General features: G+C 54.6%; 14 protein-coding genes. 7 read left to right on the forward strand and 7 right to left on the reverse strand.

Annotated elements, in window-relative coordinates; genetic code table 11:
* Positions 1 to 30 precede the first annotated feature (30 nt).
* From ABWO67_RS02635 to ABWO67_RS02650, 4 genes are all read left to right on the forward strand, one after another.
* Entirely contained in the window at positions 31 to 285 is a 255-nt protein-coding gene (locus ABWO67_RS02635; RefSeq protein WP_353147094.1) for a hypothetical protein, read from the forward strand.
* 82 nt (positions 286 to 367) lie between these two features.
* Positions 368 to 832, forward strand: coding sequence for a (2Fe-2S)-binding protein (locus ABWO67_RS02640; RefSeq protein WP_353147097.1), 465 nt, complete (start codon positions 368 to 370; stop codon positions 830 to 832).
* 10 nt (positions 833 to 842) lie between these two features.
* A complete protein-coding gene (locus ABWO67_RS02645; protein WP_353147100.1) occupies positions 843 to 1,637 on the forward strand; it encodes an FAD binding domain-containing protein in 795 nt (264 codons plus the stop codon).
* 53 nt (positions 1,638 to 1,690) lie between these two features.
* Positions 1,691 to 2,284: an SRPBCC family protein gene (locus ABWO67_RS02650; RefSeq protein ID WP_353147103.1), complete on the forward strand. Its 594-nt coding sequence runs from the start codon at positions 1,691 to 1,693 to the stop codon at positions 2,282 to 2,284.
* A 291-nt stretch (positions 2,285 to 2,575) separates the two neighbouring features.
* On the opposite strand, the gene ABWO67_RS02655 is transcribed toward ABWO67_RS02650, so the two are convergent.
* From ABWO67_RS02655 to ABWO67_RS02685, 7 genes are all read right to left on the reverse strand, one after another.
* Positions 2,576 to 3,796: an alpha-hydroxy acid oxidase gene (locus tag ABWO67_RS02655; RefSeq protein ID WP_353147106.1), complete on the reverse strand. Its 1,221-nt coding sequence runs from the start codon at positions 3,794 to 3,796 to the stop codon at positions 2,576 to 2,578.
* Positions 3,797 to 3,822: 26 nt separating this feature from the next.
* Complete coding sequence (locus tag ABWO67_RS02660) at positions 3,823 to 4,788, reverse strand: Bug family tripartite tricarboxylate transporter substrate binding protein (RefSeq protein ID WP_353147109.1); 966 nt, start codon at positions 4,786 to 4,788, stop codon at positions 3,823 to 3,825.
* Positions 4,789 to 4,844: 56 nt separating this feature from the next.
* Positions 4,845 to 5,735 carry an NAD(P)-dependent oxidoreductase gene (locus tag ABWO67_RS02665; protein WP_353147112.1) on the reverse strand — a complete coding sequence of 297 codons (891 nt, stop codon included), beginning with the start codon at positions 5,733 to 5,735 and terminating at the stop codon, positions 4,845 to 4,847.
* Positions 5,736 to 5,796: 61 nt separating this feature from the next.
* Positions 5,797 to 7,185 (reverse strand): FAD-binding oxidoreductase, encoded by a 1,389-nt coding sequence (locus ABWO67_RS02670; RefSeq protein WP_353147178.1) that lies wholly within the window; start codon positions 7,183 to 7,185, stop codon positions 5,797 to 5,799.
* Positions 7,186 to 7,244: 59 nt separating this feature from the next.
* On the reverse strand, positions 7,245 to 8,195 hold the full coding sequence (locus ABWO67_RS02675; RefSeq protein ID WP_353147115.1) for a 2-hydroxyacid dehydrogenase: 951 nt from the start codon (positions 8,193 to 8,195) through the stop codon (positions 7,245 to 7,247).
* Positions 8,196 to 8,199: 4 nt separating this feature from the next.
* Positions 8,200 to 8,865 carry an RraA family protein gene (locus tag ABWO67_RS02680; protein WP_353147118.1) on the reverse strand — a complete coding sequence of 222 codons (666 nt, stop codon included), beginning with the start codon at positions 8,863 to 8,865 and terminating at the stop codon, positions 8,200 to 8,202.
* A 20-nt stretch (positions 8,866 to 8,885) separates the two neighbouring features.
* Positions 8,886 to 9,854 (reverse strand): Bug family tripartite tricarboxylate transporter substrate binding protein, encoded by a 969-nt coding sequence (locus ABWO67_RS02685; protein WP_353147121.1) that lies wholly within the window; start codon positions 9,852 to 9,854, stop codon positions 8,886 to 8,888.
* A 199-nt stretch (positions 9,855 to 10,053) separates the two neighbouring features.
* On the opposite strand from ABWO67_RS02685, the gene ABWO67_RS02690 reads away from it, so the two are divergent.
* From ABWO67_RS02690 to ABWO67_RS02700, 3 genes are all read left to right on the forward strand, one after another.
* Positions 10,054 to 10,974: a LysR family transcriptional regulator gene (locus ABWO67_RS02690; RefSeq protein WP_353147124.1), complete on the forward strand. Its 921-nt coding sequence runs from the start codon at positions 10,054 to 10,056 to the stop codon at positions 10,972 to 10,974.
* Between the two features lie 131 nt (positions 10,975 to 11,105).
* Complete coding sequence (locus ABWO67_RS02695; protein WP_353147126.1) at positions 11,106 to 12,584, forward strand: aldehyde dehydrogenase; 1,479 nt, start codon at positions 11,106 to 11,108, stop codon at positions 12,582 to 12,584.
* Positions 12,585 to 12,681: 97 nt separating this feature from the next.
* Positions 12,682 to 13,644, forward strand: a complete 963-nt coding sequence (locus ABWO67_RS02700) for a tripartite tricarboxylate transporter substrate binding protein (protein WP_353147129.1) — start codon at positions 12,682 to 12,684, stop codon at positions 13,642 to 13,644.
* The last annotated feature ends 30 nt before the right edge of the window (positions 13,645 to 13,674 follow it).

Raw genomic sequence — 13,674 nt, forward strand, 5'->3', positions numbered from 1 at the left:
TTCATTTTATTTAAGTAAGAAGGAAAACTCATGAAGTACATTACCGCTCATATCCGAGCTGCTAACGTTTATCACGGTTACACGCAAGATCGTCAACCGATTATCGATCCGGTTCCTGCGGATGGTTTTGTCGAAAAGGTGATCAAGTTGGATAGGATCCTCTCTATTACGGCTAAATACATTTTTATCGAAACGCCGCACGATACTGTGCAGACATGGGAGTACACGGACGGTTTCGAGAACCTGAAGAAAAAGCTTTCCTCAGCAGGTCTGCTTATTGATTGAACGGCGTTTGCATGGCGTGCCATTTTCCGATCGGATGGCACGCCCGCAGGATATAGCAATGTCATTTTTCTAAAGGCACACTATGACTATTTCCATTTCTCTATCTGTCAATGGAAAGCACGTTGAGGCGAGCATAGATCCGCGTATGTTGCTCGTTCAGTTTATTCGTGAACATCTGAGACTTACGGGAACCCATGTTGGTTGCGATACCGCGCAATGCGGCGCTTGTACCGTACATATGAATGGCAACGCCGTTAAGTCGTGTTCAATGCTGGCGGCGCAAGCACAAGGAGCCCAGATCACCACGATAGAGGGATTGAGCCAGGGTGGAGAGCTGCATCCTATGCAGGCAGCATTTCGTGAGTGCCATGGTTTGCAATGTGGTTACTGTACGCCTGGCATGGTCATGTCCGCGGTGCACTTGCTTGCCGAGAATCCGCGTGCGACTGAAGAGGAAATTCGAGAGTCACTTGACGGCAATATATGTCGCTGCACTGGCTACCAAAATATTGTTAAGTCGATTCAGCTTGTCCAGGCGGGGAAATAGGAGCTTATCCATGTATATATTCGATTATCAGCGCCCTGTGGACAAGGCGGGCGCGATGCTTGCCATGCAAGGTGATGCACGATATCTGGCAGGGGGGCAGAGTTTGGTCCAGGCCATGAAACTACGCTTGTCCGCATGTGAACGTTTGGTCGATCTGGGTGGGCTCGATGAGCTTAGAGGCATATCGGTTCATGAAGGATTCGTGACCATTGGTGCGATGACAACGCACGCAACCGTAGCTCGATCGCAGGATGTGCTTCAAGCCGTTCCGGCGATAGCAGAGTTAGCGGGCGGTATAGGCGACCGTATGGTTCGCAACATGGGAACCTTAGGAGGATCACTTGCCAATGCAGACCCCGCGGCTTGTTATCCAGCTGCCGTTTTGGGCTTGGGGGCCAAGATACAGACTGATCGTCGTGTAATTGATGGCGATACGTTTTTTACCGGGTTGTATGAGACAGCTCTGGAGGCTGGGGAACTCATTACATCGGTGAGTTTCGCTATTCCTCTGCGGGCTGCTTATATAAAGTACAAGCAGCCCGCGTCTCGTTTTGCTCTGGTAGGCGTTTTTGTAAGCCAAGGGGCGGGCGGGGTGCGGGTGGCAATTACAGGTGCGAAAAATAGCGTATTTCGCTGTTCAGAGATGGAGGCGAAGCTAAATACATCCTTCACCTCGGAAGCAGCCAGGTCGGTAAAAATTTCTACTGACAACATTAACGGCGATATGCATGGGTCGGCCGATTATCGTGCCGAAATGATTAGTGTGATGTCGGCTCGAGCCGTCGAAGCTATACGCGCGCGTTGATGCTGATTCGCCGGAATCGGCTTTGATATTTACTAGTTTTTTATTGGATGCAAATGGAACTGCAAGACGAGCGATTTATACCCGCGACCCTGGATGTTACCTGGGCTGCGCTCAATGACCCTGCGATATTGAAAGAATGTATCGCAGGTTGCGAAACCTTGGAGCGCACAGAGGAAAACGCGTTTGTGGCGTTAGTGTCTGTGAAGGTTGGTCCAGTTAGTGCCAGATTCAAGGGGAATCTGAAGATGACCAATGTGCAGCCGCCTCATAGCTATACCATTCACTTTGACGGCCAAGGGGGGGTTGCAGGTTTTGGAAAGGGATCTGCCGATGTATCGTTGGTTGCCGACGGAGAAAAAACCCGGCTCAACTATACCGCTCGTGCACAGGTGGGCGGGAAGATTGCCCAGATAGGCTCGCGCCTGGTCGATGCAGCAGCGGCAAAACTATCGGAAGATTTTTTTAAGGCTTTTGAGCAGCGCTTGCAAGCGCTTGCGAAGCCTGAGGATGGTGCGATAACGGCAGTCAAGACAGAGATGGAGGCAGCCGCAAAACCGGTGCCTGAGAAATCTCGAAAAACAGGCCTTGTGTGGTGGGTTTCGGGAGCAATGGTTGTGCTCGTCGTTGCTTATCTGATCATGCGCTAAGGCAAATGGTGAGGGTGGCCTCTGACTTGCTTGAGCAGGTGGACTGCATAGTGACTGAATGTCCGGAGTCGGAGCGTGGTATGGGGGCATCCTTATGTCACGCTTTGTTGTCGGCGAGGGAACCCCGCCGCGTTCAGTAGAAGGCATTTAATGCGGTTGTTGGAGATTTCTGGCGACACAGGAGCTCGACGCTTACTACAAGAGTATCCTGTGCAGAACGTGCCTGTGCTTGATCCTGGTATCCACCGGGACGTCGATACGCCTGCAGACCTTCTGGTCTAGCGTTCTTGTCTATTGCAAAAGAATGTCCCTATCGATTTCCGATATTGATGCCAAGCCGCTTAGCCGCATAGAACGAAGCAGTTCTTCTTGCAGCAGGAACAGGGCGCGCTCGGCGCCATCTTGTCCGCCTGCGCTGACGCCATAAAGCATGGGGCGGCCGATCATGACTGCCTTGGCGCCTAAAGCCAGTGCTTTGATGACGTCGCTTCCGCGGCGTATGCCGCCATCCATAATGACTTCCAGATTCGACCCGACCTCCTGAACGATAGCGGGTAGCGCCTGGAGGCTGGAGGGAGCTCCATCTAGTTGGCGCCCGCCATGATTCGAGACGATCAGGCCGTCACAACCAATCTGTGCGACACGCCGGGCATCTTGAGGATGGAGTACGCCCTTGATGATTAGGCGGCGCGGCCAGGCATCCCGGATCTTGGCCAGGTCGTTCCAGTTGAATGTGGGGTCATAGTTCTTGCCGACCGACGAGGCTATCGTCGAGGTGTCGAGCGTATCAGGTACAAAGCCGACCATGTTTTCCAGGGTTGGCATACCGTGGCGCAGCAGGCGGGATACCCACCCCGGCTTGCTGGCGAAATCCAGCATATTGCGGGGTGTAAATCGGAATGGCAAGCCGAAATCGTTACGCATATCGCGCTCGCGTTTACCGCCAGTCGGCATGTCTATGGTAATGATCAAGGCTTCGTATCCAGCATTGCGGGCGCGGTCGATTAACCCCATGGTGAAGTCGCGTTTGCGCAGCATGTACGACTGGAACCAAAGCCTGGTATTTGGCGCTTCGCGCGCCACTCGTTCAATCGACGATGTTGACGAAGTAGGCAAGGCATACGGTATACCTGCTGCGCCGGCGGCGCGTGCAATGGCAACGTCGCCGAAAGGCCAGCCATAGCCAATGGCTCCCGTGGGTGCAACCGCAATAGGCAGTGAGGCCGGCGCGCCCAGCAGATTTATGCTGGTATCGATTTTCGATACATCAACCAGATAACGCGGAACAATATTCAGTCCGTCGTAGGCAGATTGGTTGGCCCGAAGCGTCGTCTCGTTTTCAGCACCGCCATCATAGAAATCGAAGACTGCGCGCGGCAAGTTTCTGCGAGCGCGGCGGCGCAGCTCGTCTATTGAATAGGCTTGCTGCAAGGATTGTTTTACTCGGGCGGGCGCAGCAGGCGAAGACGACTTGGGCAAGGTTGTAGAGGTCGCGCTTTTTGAGGTAGTCATAATCTATCCAGATAATTGAGTACGCGCTATTTTTTGGGTTGCCCAGCGTCAGCCAGCAGTTTTCCCCACATGTCCGTTTGCGCGGTGACATAATCGGCAAAATCTGCGGGTGTGCGAGGTGTTGGTTCCAATCCTTGCTTGCTGAAGAACTCAGCTGCTTGCGGGCTGTTCAGTGCTTTTACGAACGCCTTGTTAATCCGGTCGACGATGACAGGGTCGGTTCCGGCGGGGGCGAACAGGCCTCCCCAGGCGACGAACTCGTAACCTGTCAAACCCGCCTCAGCAAGCGTAGGTACGCCGGGCAAAGCGCTGGTAGTCTTGATCGGTGTGACACCTAGCGCCCGCAGCTTGCCGGCTTCGATGTATGGCTTCGTTACCGATATATCGGTAATCATGAAGTCGAGCCGTCCGGCAATTAAGTCCGTGATAGCCTGAGGCGTTCCTGCGTATTGAATATCCATGGCGTCAATACCGGTAATGCTTTTAAGCATTTGAACTGCGGCCAGGCTTCCGGTGTTGCCTACGCCATAGTTCAGTTGACCAGGCTGCGATTTGGCGTAGTCTAGAAATTCTCGCAGGTTCGTGACTGGCAAGTCGGGCCGCACGACGAGCACCAATGGATTCATGGAGAACTGTGTGATGGCGGTGAAGTCCTTGGCGGGGTCGTAGGACAGTTTTTTAAACAGATGGATGTTGGCCGATTGCGTAGAGTTAGTGCCGACCAGCAAGGTATAGCCGTCAGGCGTGGCGCGGCTTACCTCCGCGGCTGCAATGCTGCCTTGCGCGCCGGCTTTGTTTTCAACGACCAGCGTTTGGCCCAGGTCTGCACGGACCTGGTCGCTCAGGAAACGTGCCATGGTATCGGTCGTACTTCCTGCCGGGAAGGGAACCACCAGGCGAATGGCGCGCTCAGGATACTTGTCGGCTGACCATGCGGTTGTGGTGGCCGCGAGCATGACAGTCAATGCTGCTGCTAGTTTCAAGATTTTCATAATGTCTCCTCGTTATGGATCGTAAGATGCTTTATTTTTCGTTGTTGCGTAGCGAGCTATTGGGCGGGAACTGTTGGTTTTCCCCAGTCGGCCCATACCTTGGCAATGGCGGCATAGTCATCCCGGCCATATCCGGCTGCCGATGCGATTTCATATATTGTGTGAGAGCCTTGAATGGCGAACATAGGCACGCCTAGCGATTGGGCCAGTTCAAGTGCGAGCGTGGAGTCTTTACGCGCTGCATCCAGTGGCATGCCGCCCGCATAGTTATTGCCGAGAATACGCTCGGCATAACGATGGGTAAGTGGCCGATGCAGGCCCATTTGTGGATCGGCAAGCAAGGAAATCAGTTTTTCGCAGCTGACGCCCGAGGCTGTGGCCAAAGCGCCGGCTTCCGCCACGACTACCATTACGGCGTGGGCGACGGCATTATTAATGACTTTGGCAGCGGCGCCTGCGCCCGAAGGGCCAAAATAAATTTGCTTTTCAGTAATGGCGTTCAACACCGATTGTGTTGTCGCGATATCGCTTTCGTCGCCGCCCAACAGCAAGGTAGCAGTGCCTGCTTCCATCTGACTAACTCCGGCGAGTATGGATGCGTCGACGATACGCAGACCGAATGGAGTCAGTATTTTCTGGCTGGCGTGGATGTCGTCAGGATTGACTGTGCTGGTCTCCAGCACAATGGTATCGGGTGAAAGATGGGGGGCAATCTGCTTGAGTACGTTTTGCGAAGCGGCCGGGCTGGGCAAGCACAATACGATGGCATGAACATCCGAGACGTCTTTGGGGTCGGCGATGGGTTGTGCTGCGAAGCTGTCGCGCGCGCGCTGGACTTGGGCCGTATCGAGATCCGCCACTTTGGTCGGGAAGTGTTTTGCGATACGTTGGGCGACCAGATAGCCCATGTTGCCAAGGCCGTATACTGCGACTGGTTTGTTGCTCATGAAAATGACTCCATAAATAATGGCAAAACGGCATCCTTTGGCTTTTGCTGCCAGGAACGCCCTATCTCGTTGATGAATGTGTTGCTGACAGACCCAGTACTTTTCCTGGGTTCATGATGTTTTCAGGGTCTAGCGCGTGTTTTATTCGATGCATTAGCGCGAGCTCGACAGGATCTTTGTAGCGGGCAAGGTCATCGACCCTTCGGGAGCCTATGCCTTGTTCGGCACTGATAGATCCTCCGGCGGCCACGACACGGTCATGCACCAGTGCCTGAATTTCGCTTTCCCGCCCAGCAACGCTTTGGCGGTCTGCGCTTGCTGGACCAAGCAGGTTGTAATGCAAGTTGCCGTCACCCAGATGCCCAAAGACCATCATCCGTGCGCCAGGATATCGTTGTTGAATTTCGATGTTGGTGCTTCTTACGAAAGCAGGAATGATCGAGACAGGTAAGGAAATATCGTGCTTGATACAGTATCCGTTCTCGGCCAGCGCCAGGGTAATGCTTTCGCGCAAGTGCCAAAACGCATCGCTTTGTGCCTGCGAACTCGAAATCGCCGCATCGATCAGGCATCCGCTTTCCATGGCGGCTTCCAGTACGCTTTCGAATCGTAAGGTGGCGTGCGCCTCATCTTCACTATCCGAAAGTTCGAGCAAACCATACCATTCAGCGCCCTCAGGAGGACTGATAAAGGGAAGGTGCTGTTGCGTGTAAGTCTGGACTACGAGGTCCATGCATTCGCGCGACATGACTTCGAAGCCGGTAAGCGATGCTCCCAGATGCGATCTGGCCAGTCGCAGGACAGCCGCCGCATCATCCAGGCTTCCCAAGGCCAGCAGTGAAGTACGCTGGGCGTTGGGCAGGGGAAAAAGCTTAAGCGTTGCCGCGGTAATAATGCCAAGGGTCCCTTCGCTTCCGATATAGAGGTCGCGCAAGTCGTACCCAGTGTTGTCCTTGCGCAAGCCGCGTAAGCCGTTCCAGACGGCGCCTTCGGCAGTGATGACTTCCAGTCCCAAGGTAAGCTCGCGGGCGTTTCCGTAGCGCAGGACTTGCGTGCCCCCTGCATTGGTTGCCAGGTTTCCGCCGATGAAACAGCTGCCTTCTGCACCCAAAGAAAGGGGGAAAAGGCGGTTTGCCGATTTTGCGGCCTCTTGGACAGCTTGCAGAATGCAGCCGGCTTCGACAGTGATCGTATCGTTATCCGTGTCGATGGCGCGGATGCGATTCAATCGTTGCATGCTGATGACGATTGCCGTGCCGGTGTCGTCGGGCGTTGCCGCGGCCACTTGCCCTGTGTTGCCGCCTTGGGGCACGATGGGAACGCCAGCGTGTGAAGATAACTGTACTATCTTGGCAACTTGTTGTGCGTTTGCCGGACGGACTACGGCGAGCGCTCGACCCGTAGAGAAATTCCGCCAGTCGGTCAGATAAGGTATGGCGTCCTCATTCATCAGGACGTTTTCAGTACCCAGCAATTCGATCAGAGCAGGCAGTAAAGAATGCACGCAGGTTATTCCTTGATGGGTGTCAGCAAGCGACCGCTTTCCAGGAATGAGACGGCGTTGTCGAAGACCAATCGGGACATATCATGTCGGGTCTCGTGAGTTGCGCTGCCAACATGGGGCATAAGTGCGACTTGGTCCATGTGCAGGAACGGTTCGGGAACAGCTGGCTCGCGTTCCAGCACATCAAGTCCGGCGCCGCCTACTTCGCCATTTTCCAGCGCTGCGACTAAGGCCTGTTCATCAACAACAGTGCCTCGAGCAATGTTGACCAGTATTCCTTTGGCGCCTAGTGCGCGAATTACCGCTGCGTCGACAATATGATGTGTACGCGGCCCGCCTGGGCAAGCCAGTACAAGAAAATCGGCCCATTCGGCCAGCTTCAGCAACGAAGGCTCGAAGGTAAAAGGGCTGTCCGGGCGTTCACGGCGGTTGTGATAACGCACTTGCATATTGAAGCCTGTGCCGCGCTGTGCGATAGCGAGACCGATGCGGCCCAGACCCACGATACCCAGGCGTTTTCCCCAGACCCGCGTGGAGAGCGGGAAAGCCCCAATCGTCTTCCATTGCCCGGTCTTGACGTAGCGGTCTCCTATGTTGGTGCGCCGCGCGGCAGTCAGCAATAGGGCCCATGCGAGGTCTGCAACACAGTCGTCCAGTATTTCCGGCGTGTTGCTCACCACGATGCCGCGCTCTGCCATGGCCTCGGTATCGAGCGTTTCATAGCCGACTCCCCAACTGCAAACGGCGCGAAGGGCCGGCAGGTGCCCGATTGATTCGCGTGACAAGCCCTTACGTACCGATGTAATGACCAGACTGGCGTCTGTTGCTGCTGCAAGTTTTTCTGTCGCGCATGCGTCATTCCAGAGTGCAAGCACACGGTACTTGTCGGCCAATGCTTCATCGAAAGCCGTGCCCAGCGAAGCGAGTTGCACAATCTGGTAGTCGGGGTGTGTCATAGAATCAGCCTTTTGCCGGGATGTAATTAGCGGCGGCAGCCGCGTCGGCGAAAGCGACACCTTTGCGAACTGCGGCCTCTACCTCGTCATCAATCGCCAGCGCTGCTTCAGCGGCAACCAGGACTTCCTGAAGACGATCGCGGGGAATGACCACGATGCCGGTGTCATCGCCGACAATCAGATCACCTTCCTTGACCGGAATACCGCCCAGGGTGACCTGCCCGCCCATTTCCTGCAGGCGCAAACGTGTTTTTCCTGTCAGGGGTGAAACATGCCGACTTGCCATCCATAGGCCCGTTTCCTGGATTTCGTCGACATCGCGGCAAGCGCCATCGATAATGACTGCGGTGGCGCCGCGCAAGGAAGCAGCGGTCGAGGCAATACCGCCGAAAGTGGAAATCGCCTGACCGTCCACATCGATCACCAGGACCTTACCCGGCCCGGTCGCTGCAACCAGACGGCCGACAGCAAAATCGGCGCGCTCGAAGTCGCCCAGTTTCCCCCAGACATGTCGGGCAGTCACGGCCTCGCCGATGATGCGGCCCTGGCCGGCGCGTTGGGTGATGCCTTGAGTTACGCCTTGGATGCATAGGGTATCGAGGGCGTCTGCCCATGTGCTGCTGCCTATGCGTGCGCAGCGCTGCAAGAGTTCAGGAGTGATTTGAGTCATCGTCAGTATTCCAAGGAGCTTCAATCGACGCTTGCGCCAGAAAGGCGTACGCCTTCTGCCCAGCTCTTGAGTTCTTCATCAATGAAGGCCGCAAACTCCTCAGATGAGCTGTTGTTAACCTCGGCGCCCATGTCGCGCAGCCTATTTGTCAGCTCTGGCGTAGCCACCGCTTTTTGTATGGATGCCTGGAGTTTTTCCTTGACGGCTGGATCCAGGCCGGCTGGGGCGAATATGCCGAACCATGTCGCAGAGCGGAATCCGGGTAATCCGGCTTCTTCCATAGTGGGCACGTCTTTGATTGACGCTACGCGAGTTGGATGCGCCAGAGCGATGGCCCGTAGCTTACCGGCAAGGATATGGGGCTGAGCGGCAGACAGCGTAACGAATGCGACTTGGACCTGTCCGCCAAGCAGGTCCGTGAGCATTGGCGAATCGCCACGATAGGGAATATGCGTCAACGGAACGTCAGTCTTGGCTTTGAATAGCTCCCCTGTCAGGTGCTGAGGGGTTCCATTTCCGGTCGATGCCATAGTCAGGCCATTGGGCGATTTCTTGGCGTAATCGATCAGGCTTTTCAGATCTGTGACCGGCAGTGAATTCGTCGCGACCAGTACAAGAGGAATCGTGGAGGTTAGTGAGATGGGTTCGAAATCTTTGATGGGATCATAGTTCAGCTTCTTGTAGAGACTGGCGCTGATAGTATGGGCGGCGGTAGTCATGTACAGTTTGTAGCCGTCAGGATTTGCGCGTGCAAACTGTGAAGCGGCCAGCGTCGTGCCGGCGCCGGGCTGATTGCGAACTACCACTGGCTGATGCAAATAAGTGGGTAGTTTTTCCGCAACCATGCGGGCGATGACGTCAGTTGCACCACCCGCCGGGTAGGGCACAACCAACTCAATCGGGCGATCCGGCCACGCGAAAGCAGGGGCTGCGGCAAGTGTCAGCAAGGCGCATGTCGTTCGGCCCAGCCAGGTTTTGAAATTCGACATTTTTGTCTCCTTCTTGATTTTTACTGATTTGAAAAGAGGTGAGCGTCAGCGCAATGGGCATACCCGCTTGCCCCTATGCTCGGTACCGAATACTGCCTCATTAGTCTTATAGAGACAAATAGAATTTAGTCGATGATTATGAGTCATTGACTAACAATGGCATAATGGGCTCCTCGTCTGAAAGGCAAGAATCCAGAAAATGACACTCAATATCAAGTACCGCCCTTTGAAAGCCTTTTTGTTGGCGGTCGAAACAGGTTCGTTTACTCACGCTGCTGATCAGTTGGGGGTGACTCAGCCTTCGTTCACCGTCCTGATTCAGGATCTTGAAAAAGCGCTGGACCTCAAGCTCTTTGAACGCACGACGCGAAGTATCACTCTGACGGCGGCGGGTATCGATTTGCGCGATCGTATTCACCGTCCGATTGCCGATCTGGAAGAAACCTATCGGAATATGATGGATCTGGCCGCTGTACGCAAGGGGCTGGTGGTAGTGGGGGCTTTGCCATCCACCGCGCTGACCATTATTCCTTCGACCTTGGGGAATTTGCGTCGAAAACACCCCGCCTTGCAAATTCGGGTGGTCGAGGCACATAACGATGAACTGATAAAAATGCTTCGTACTAATCAGGTGGAATTCGCTTTGGCGACCATGCTGGCGGAAGTGCCTGATTTGGAGTTTGTGCCGTTAGTGGCTGATGTGTTCTGCGCGGTCTATCCCATAGATCATCCGGCAGCGACGATGGAAACATTGGGTTGGAAGGACTTGGTCCCGCAGGATTTGGTGTTGTTGTCGCAAGGTTCAAGCGCGCGCAGTCAGTTCGATCGTTCGATAACGTCGGACGGCGCGGTGACCGGATTGCGATATGACGTCACCCACATGATGACTGCAGTCTTGCTTGTTCGCGAAGGCTTGGGCATTACCTTGCTGCCAAGACTGGCTTTACCAGCATTACCGCTTAAAGGGTTGCAACATCGGCCGATTGCCGACGAGACGGCGAAGCGCACCATCGGGGTGCTTCGACGCCGGGATCGCCACCTGTCTCCGGCCGGGAAGGTGTTTCTGGAAGAGCTGCAGCGTTCCGCTTCGAAAATTGATGCAATGTATGCATCTGCTTGAACAGACAGACTGCGATTTGATTTTAATAGTTTTTGTCTAATAGTTTCATTGAGTTTTCAATTGGACCGTAACAATATACACAGGCATTATTCGCGCAGGTATTTCAATTCGCTAATTATCCTGGACTGTATATGGACGCCCCAATTATCAAATCGTTTCGCATTGGCGGAACTTCGCGTGATAGCGCTGTTGGCAGCTCGGCTGTCATTACCTCAATTAACCCCGCAGATGGAAGTATTGCAGGTACCGTGACGCGCGCTACGGCGCAAGATGTTGATGATGCCGTTGCCGTCGCCTGGGACGCCTTTCGCAATAAGCCATGGCGTAAGCTGCGGCCCGACCAACGTGCGACGACCCTATATGAAATTGGGCGCCGTTTATTGTTAGAGCGGGAATCTCTGGCCCGTTTGCAGATGCAGGATAGCGGCAAGCCGATGAAAGAATGTCTGCACATGGTTGATGCAGCCGCCGGCCACTTTAGGTACTACGCTGCCGTGTGCGAAACCTGGCAGAATGAAATGACTTCGCCGCGCGGCGAATACTTTTCGATGGCGCTCGCCGAACCTTTTGGCGTTGTGGCGTGCATCACTCCCTGGAATTCACCCATCATGAATGAGGCGCAGAAAGCCGCGCCGGCCTTGGCTGCTGGAAATGCCGTATTAATTAAGCCGTCCGAGGAAACACCTCAGTTAGCACTTGAATTGGTCCGTATTTGCTACGAAGCCGGCTTGCCTGAGGGGCTGATCACTGCCTTGCCAGGTTACGGTGAGGATGTAGGCGCCGCGATGGTTAAGCACCCCGGCGTACGCATGGTTTCCTTTACTGGCGGTACTGACACCGGTAGGGCGATTGGCGCGATCGCAGGCCAGCGTCTGATTCCAGTCGGCCTTGAGCTGGGGGGAAAGTCGCCCCACATCGTATTTGAAGATGCGGATATCGATCGCGCGGTCGCCGGGGTGATGTCCGGAATTTTTGGTTCTGCAGGGCAGAGTTGTGTTGCCGGATCCCGACTGTTTGTTCAGAAGAGCATCTACAAGCGCTTTATGGAAAGTTTGGTGGAAAAAACCCGTTCACTATGTGTCGGTCTGCCTGATGATCCAGGTGTCCAAATGGGCCCACTGGTATCAAAGGCGCATCGTGACAAAGTTGCGGGCTATGTAGACATCGGTAGGCAGGAGGGTGGGAAGATCCTGGTTGGTGGCGATCGTCCGACCGACCCACGCTTGCAAAATGGCTGCTTCTATATGCCGACGATTATCGATGGGCTGACTAATCGTGCGAGGGTGTGTCAGGAAGAAATCTTTGGACCGGTACTGGTCGCACTGCCTTTTGAGGATGAGGCTGATGTCATTGAGCAAGGCAACGATACAGCTTTTGGTCTGGCGGCAGGTATGTGGACTGGCGATTATGCACGCGCCTGGCGCGTTGCTCGCGAACTGGAAGCGGGTTCGGTGTGGATTAACACCTATAAACAGTCGCACATCGCAACGCCATTCGGTGGGTTCAAGGATAGTGGTATTGGGCGTGAGAAGGGCCTGCATGGTTTGCGGCTGTATAGCCAAGTGAAGAGTGTTTATTTCGGCACGCACGAAAAACCGATGGGCTTGTAATCGGATCAAGATGCCAGTCTTCCGAAGGCAGTTTCAGTCTTCGGTCATCAATTTATGCACATCATTTCCGTCGGTGTGACGGCAAGGAGAAAAAATAATGATATCGCTCAAACTCCGGTCTTGGCTTCGAGGGGTTTTATGCGCGAGCCTTACGCTCGTCAGTAGTTCAGCTTTTGCTTGGCCCGATCGTCCTATCGAGCTGATCGTCGGATTTGCTGCGGGAGGAGGTACCGATCTGACCGCCCGCACACTTGCCACATACCTGGAAAAAGAGCTGGGTGGGCCGGTTGTTGTTGTCAACAAAGCGGGTGCTTCCGGGGCATTGGGGTTGGCCTATGTCGCGCGGGCGAAGCCGGATGGCTACACTTTGGGCGTCACGAATATGCCGGGATTATTGACGCTGCCGATCGAGCGGGAGGCGGGTTTCAATTTCGAGAGCTTTACCTATTTGGGCACTTTGGTGCGTGATCCCAGCGCGTTCAGCGTGAGCGCTGAATCTCCTTACCAGAATCTAAAGGAATTAATCGACGACGCGCGCAAGCAACCGGGTTTGCTAAGCTATGCATCGACGGGTGTCGGCACCGACGATCATTTGGCCATGGTGCTGTTCAATAGCGATACGGGCGTGGAACTGAATCACGTTCCTTTCAATGGCGCGGCGCCAATGCGTAACGCCGTGTTGGGTGGACACGCTACGATCGGAGGGATGAACCTGGGCGAAGCAATGCCTTATCAAGGCACAAAGCTGCGAATTCTTGGACAGGCGAGTGAGAAACGCTCGCCTTTGGCCCCAGATGTTCCGACCTTTATCGAGCAGGGTGTCAACCTGGTTTTTGCTTCCGAACGCGGTGTCGTCGCACCTAAAGATTTGCCCGCCGAGGTGCAGGTGAAGATTTCAGATGCGTTGGAAAAAATTGCCGCCGATCCTAAGTTCCAGGATGCGATGCATAAACAGTTCACCGAAATGGACTATTTGCGGGGCGACGCCTGGAAGGTCCGTCTGAAGAAAGCTGATGATCACTTCAGGGCGCTATGGGCCAAGCAACAGTGGATCGATTAAGCCGCTTTTCCAGCGTTGGTGTCGACGAGT

Origin of the sequence: Pollutimonas bauzanensis (assembly GCF_040393045.1) — a bacterium.
GTDB classification, from domain to species: domain Bacteria; phylum Pseudomonadota; class Gammaproteobacteria; order Burkholderiales; family Burkholderiaceae_B; genus Pollutimonas; species Pollutimonas bauzanensis_A.

Bases quoted from the DNA above. Each gene is read 5' to 3' on its own strand.
- ABWO67_RS02635 (WP_353147094.1), top strand. From the start codon at position 31: ATGAAGTACATTACCGCTCATATCCGAGCTGCTAACGTTTATCACGGT.
- ABWO67_RS02640 (WP_353147097.1), top strand. From the start codon at position 368: ATGACTATTTCCATTTCTCTATCTGTCAATGGAAAGCACGTTGAGGCG.
- ABWO67_RS02645 (WP_353147100.1), top strand. From the start codon at position 843: ATGTATATATTCGATTATCAGCGCCCTGTGGACAAGGCGGGCGCGATG.
- ABWO67_RS02650 (WP_353147103.1), top strand. From the start codon at position 1,691: ATGGAACTGCAAGACGAGCGATTTATACCCGCGACCCTGGATGTTACC.
- ABWO67_RS02655 (WP_353147106.1), bottom strand. From the start codon at position 3,796: ATGACTACCTCAAAAAGCGCGACCTCTACAACCTTGCCCAAGTCGTCT.
- ABWO67_RS02660 (WP_353147109.1), bottom strand. From the start codon at position 4,788: ATGAAAATCTTGAAACTAGCAGCAGCATTGACTGTCATGCTCGCGGCC.
- ABWO67_RS02665 (WP_353147112.1), bottom strand. From the start codon at position 5,735: ATGAGCAACAAACCAGTCGCAGTATACGGCCTTGGCAACATGGGCTAT.
- ABWO67_RS02670 (WP_353147178.1), bottom strand. From the start codon at position 7,185: ATGAATGAGGACGCCATACCTTATCTGACCGACTGGCGGAATTTCTCT.
- ABWO67_RS02675 (WP_353147115.1), bottom strand. From the start codon at position 8,195: ATGACACACCCCGACTACCAGATTGTGCAACTCGCTTCGCTGGGCACG.
- ABWO67_RS02680 (WP_353147118.1), bottom strand. From the start codon at position 8,865: ATGACTCAAATCACTCCTGAACTCTTGCAGCGCTGCGCACGCATAGGC.
- ABWO67_RS02685 (WP_353147121.1), bottom strand. From the start codon at position 9,854: ATGTCGAATTTCAAAACCTGGCTGGGCCGAACGACATGCGCCTTGCTG.
- ABWO67_RS02690 (WP_353147124.1), top strand. From the start codon at position 10,054: ATGACACTCAATATCAAGTACCGCCCTTTGAAAGCCTTTTTGTTGGCG.
- ABWO67_RS02695 (WP_353147126.1), top strand. From the start codon at position 11,106: ATGGACGCCCCAATTATCAAATCGTTTCGCATTGGCGGAACTTCGCGT.
- ABWO67_RS02700 (WP_353147129.1), top strand. From the start codon at position 12,682: ATGATATCGCTCAAACTCCGGTCTTGGCTTCGAGGGGTTTTATGCGCG.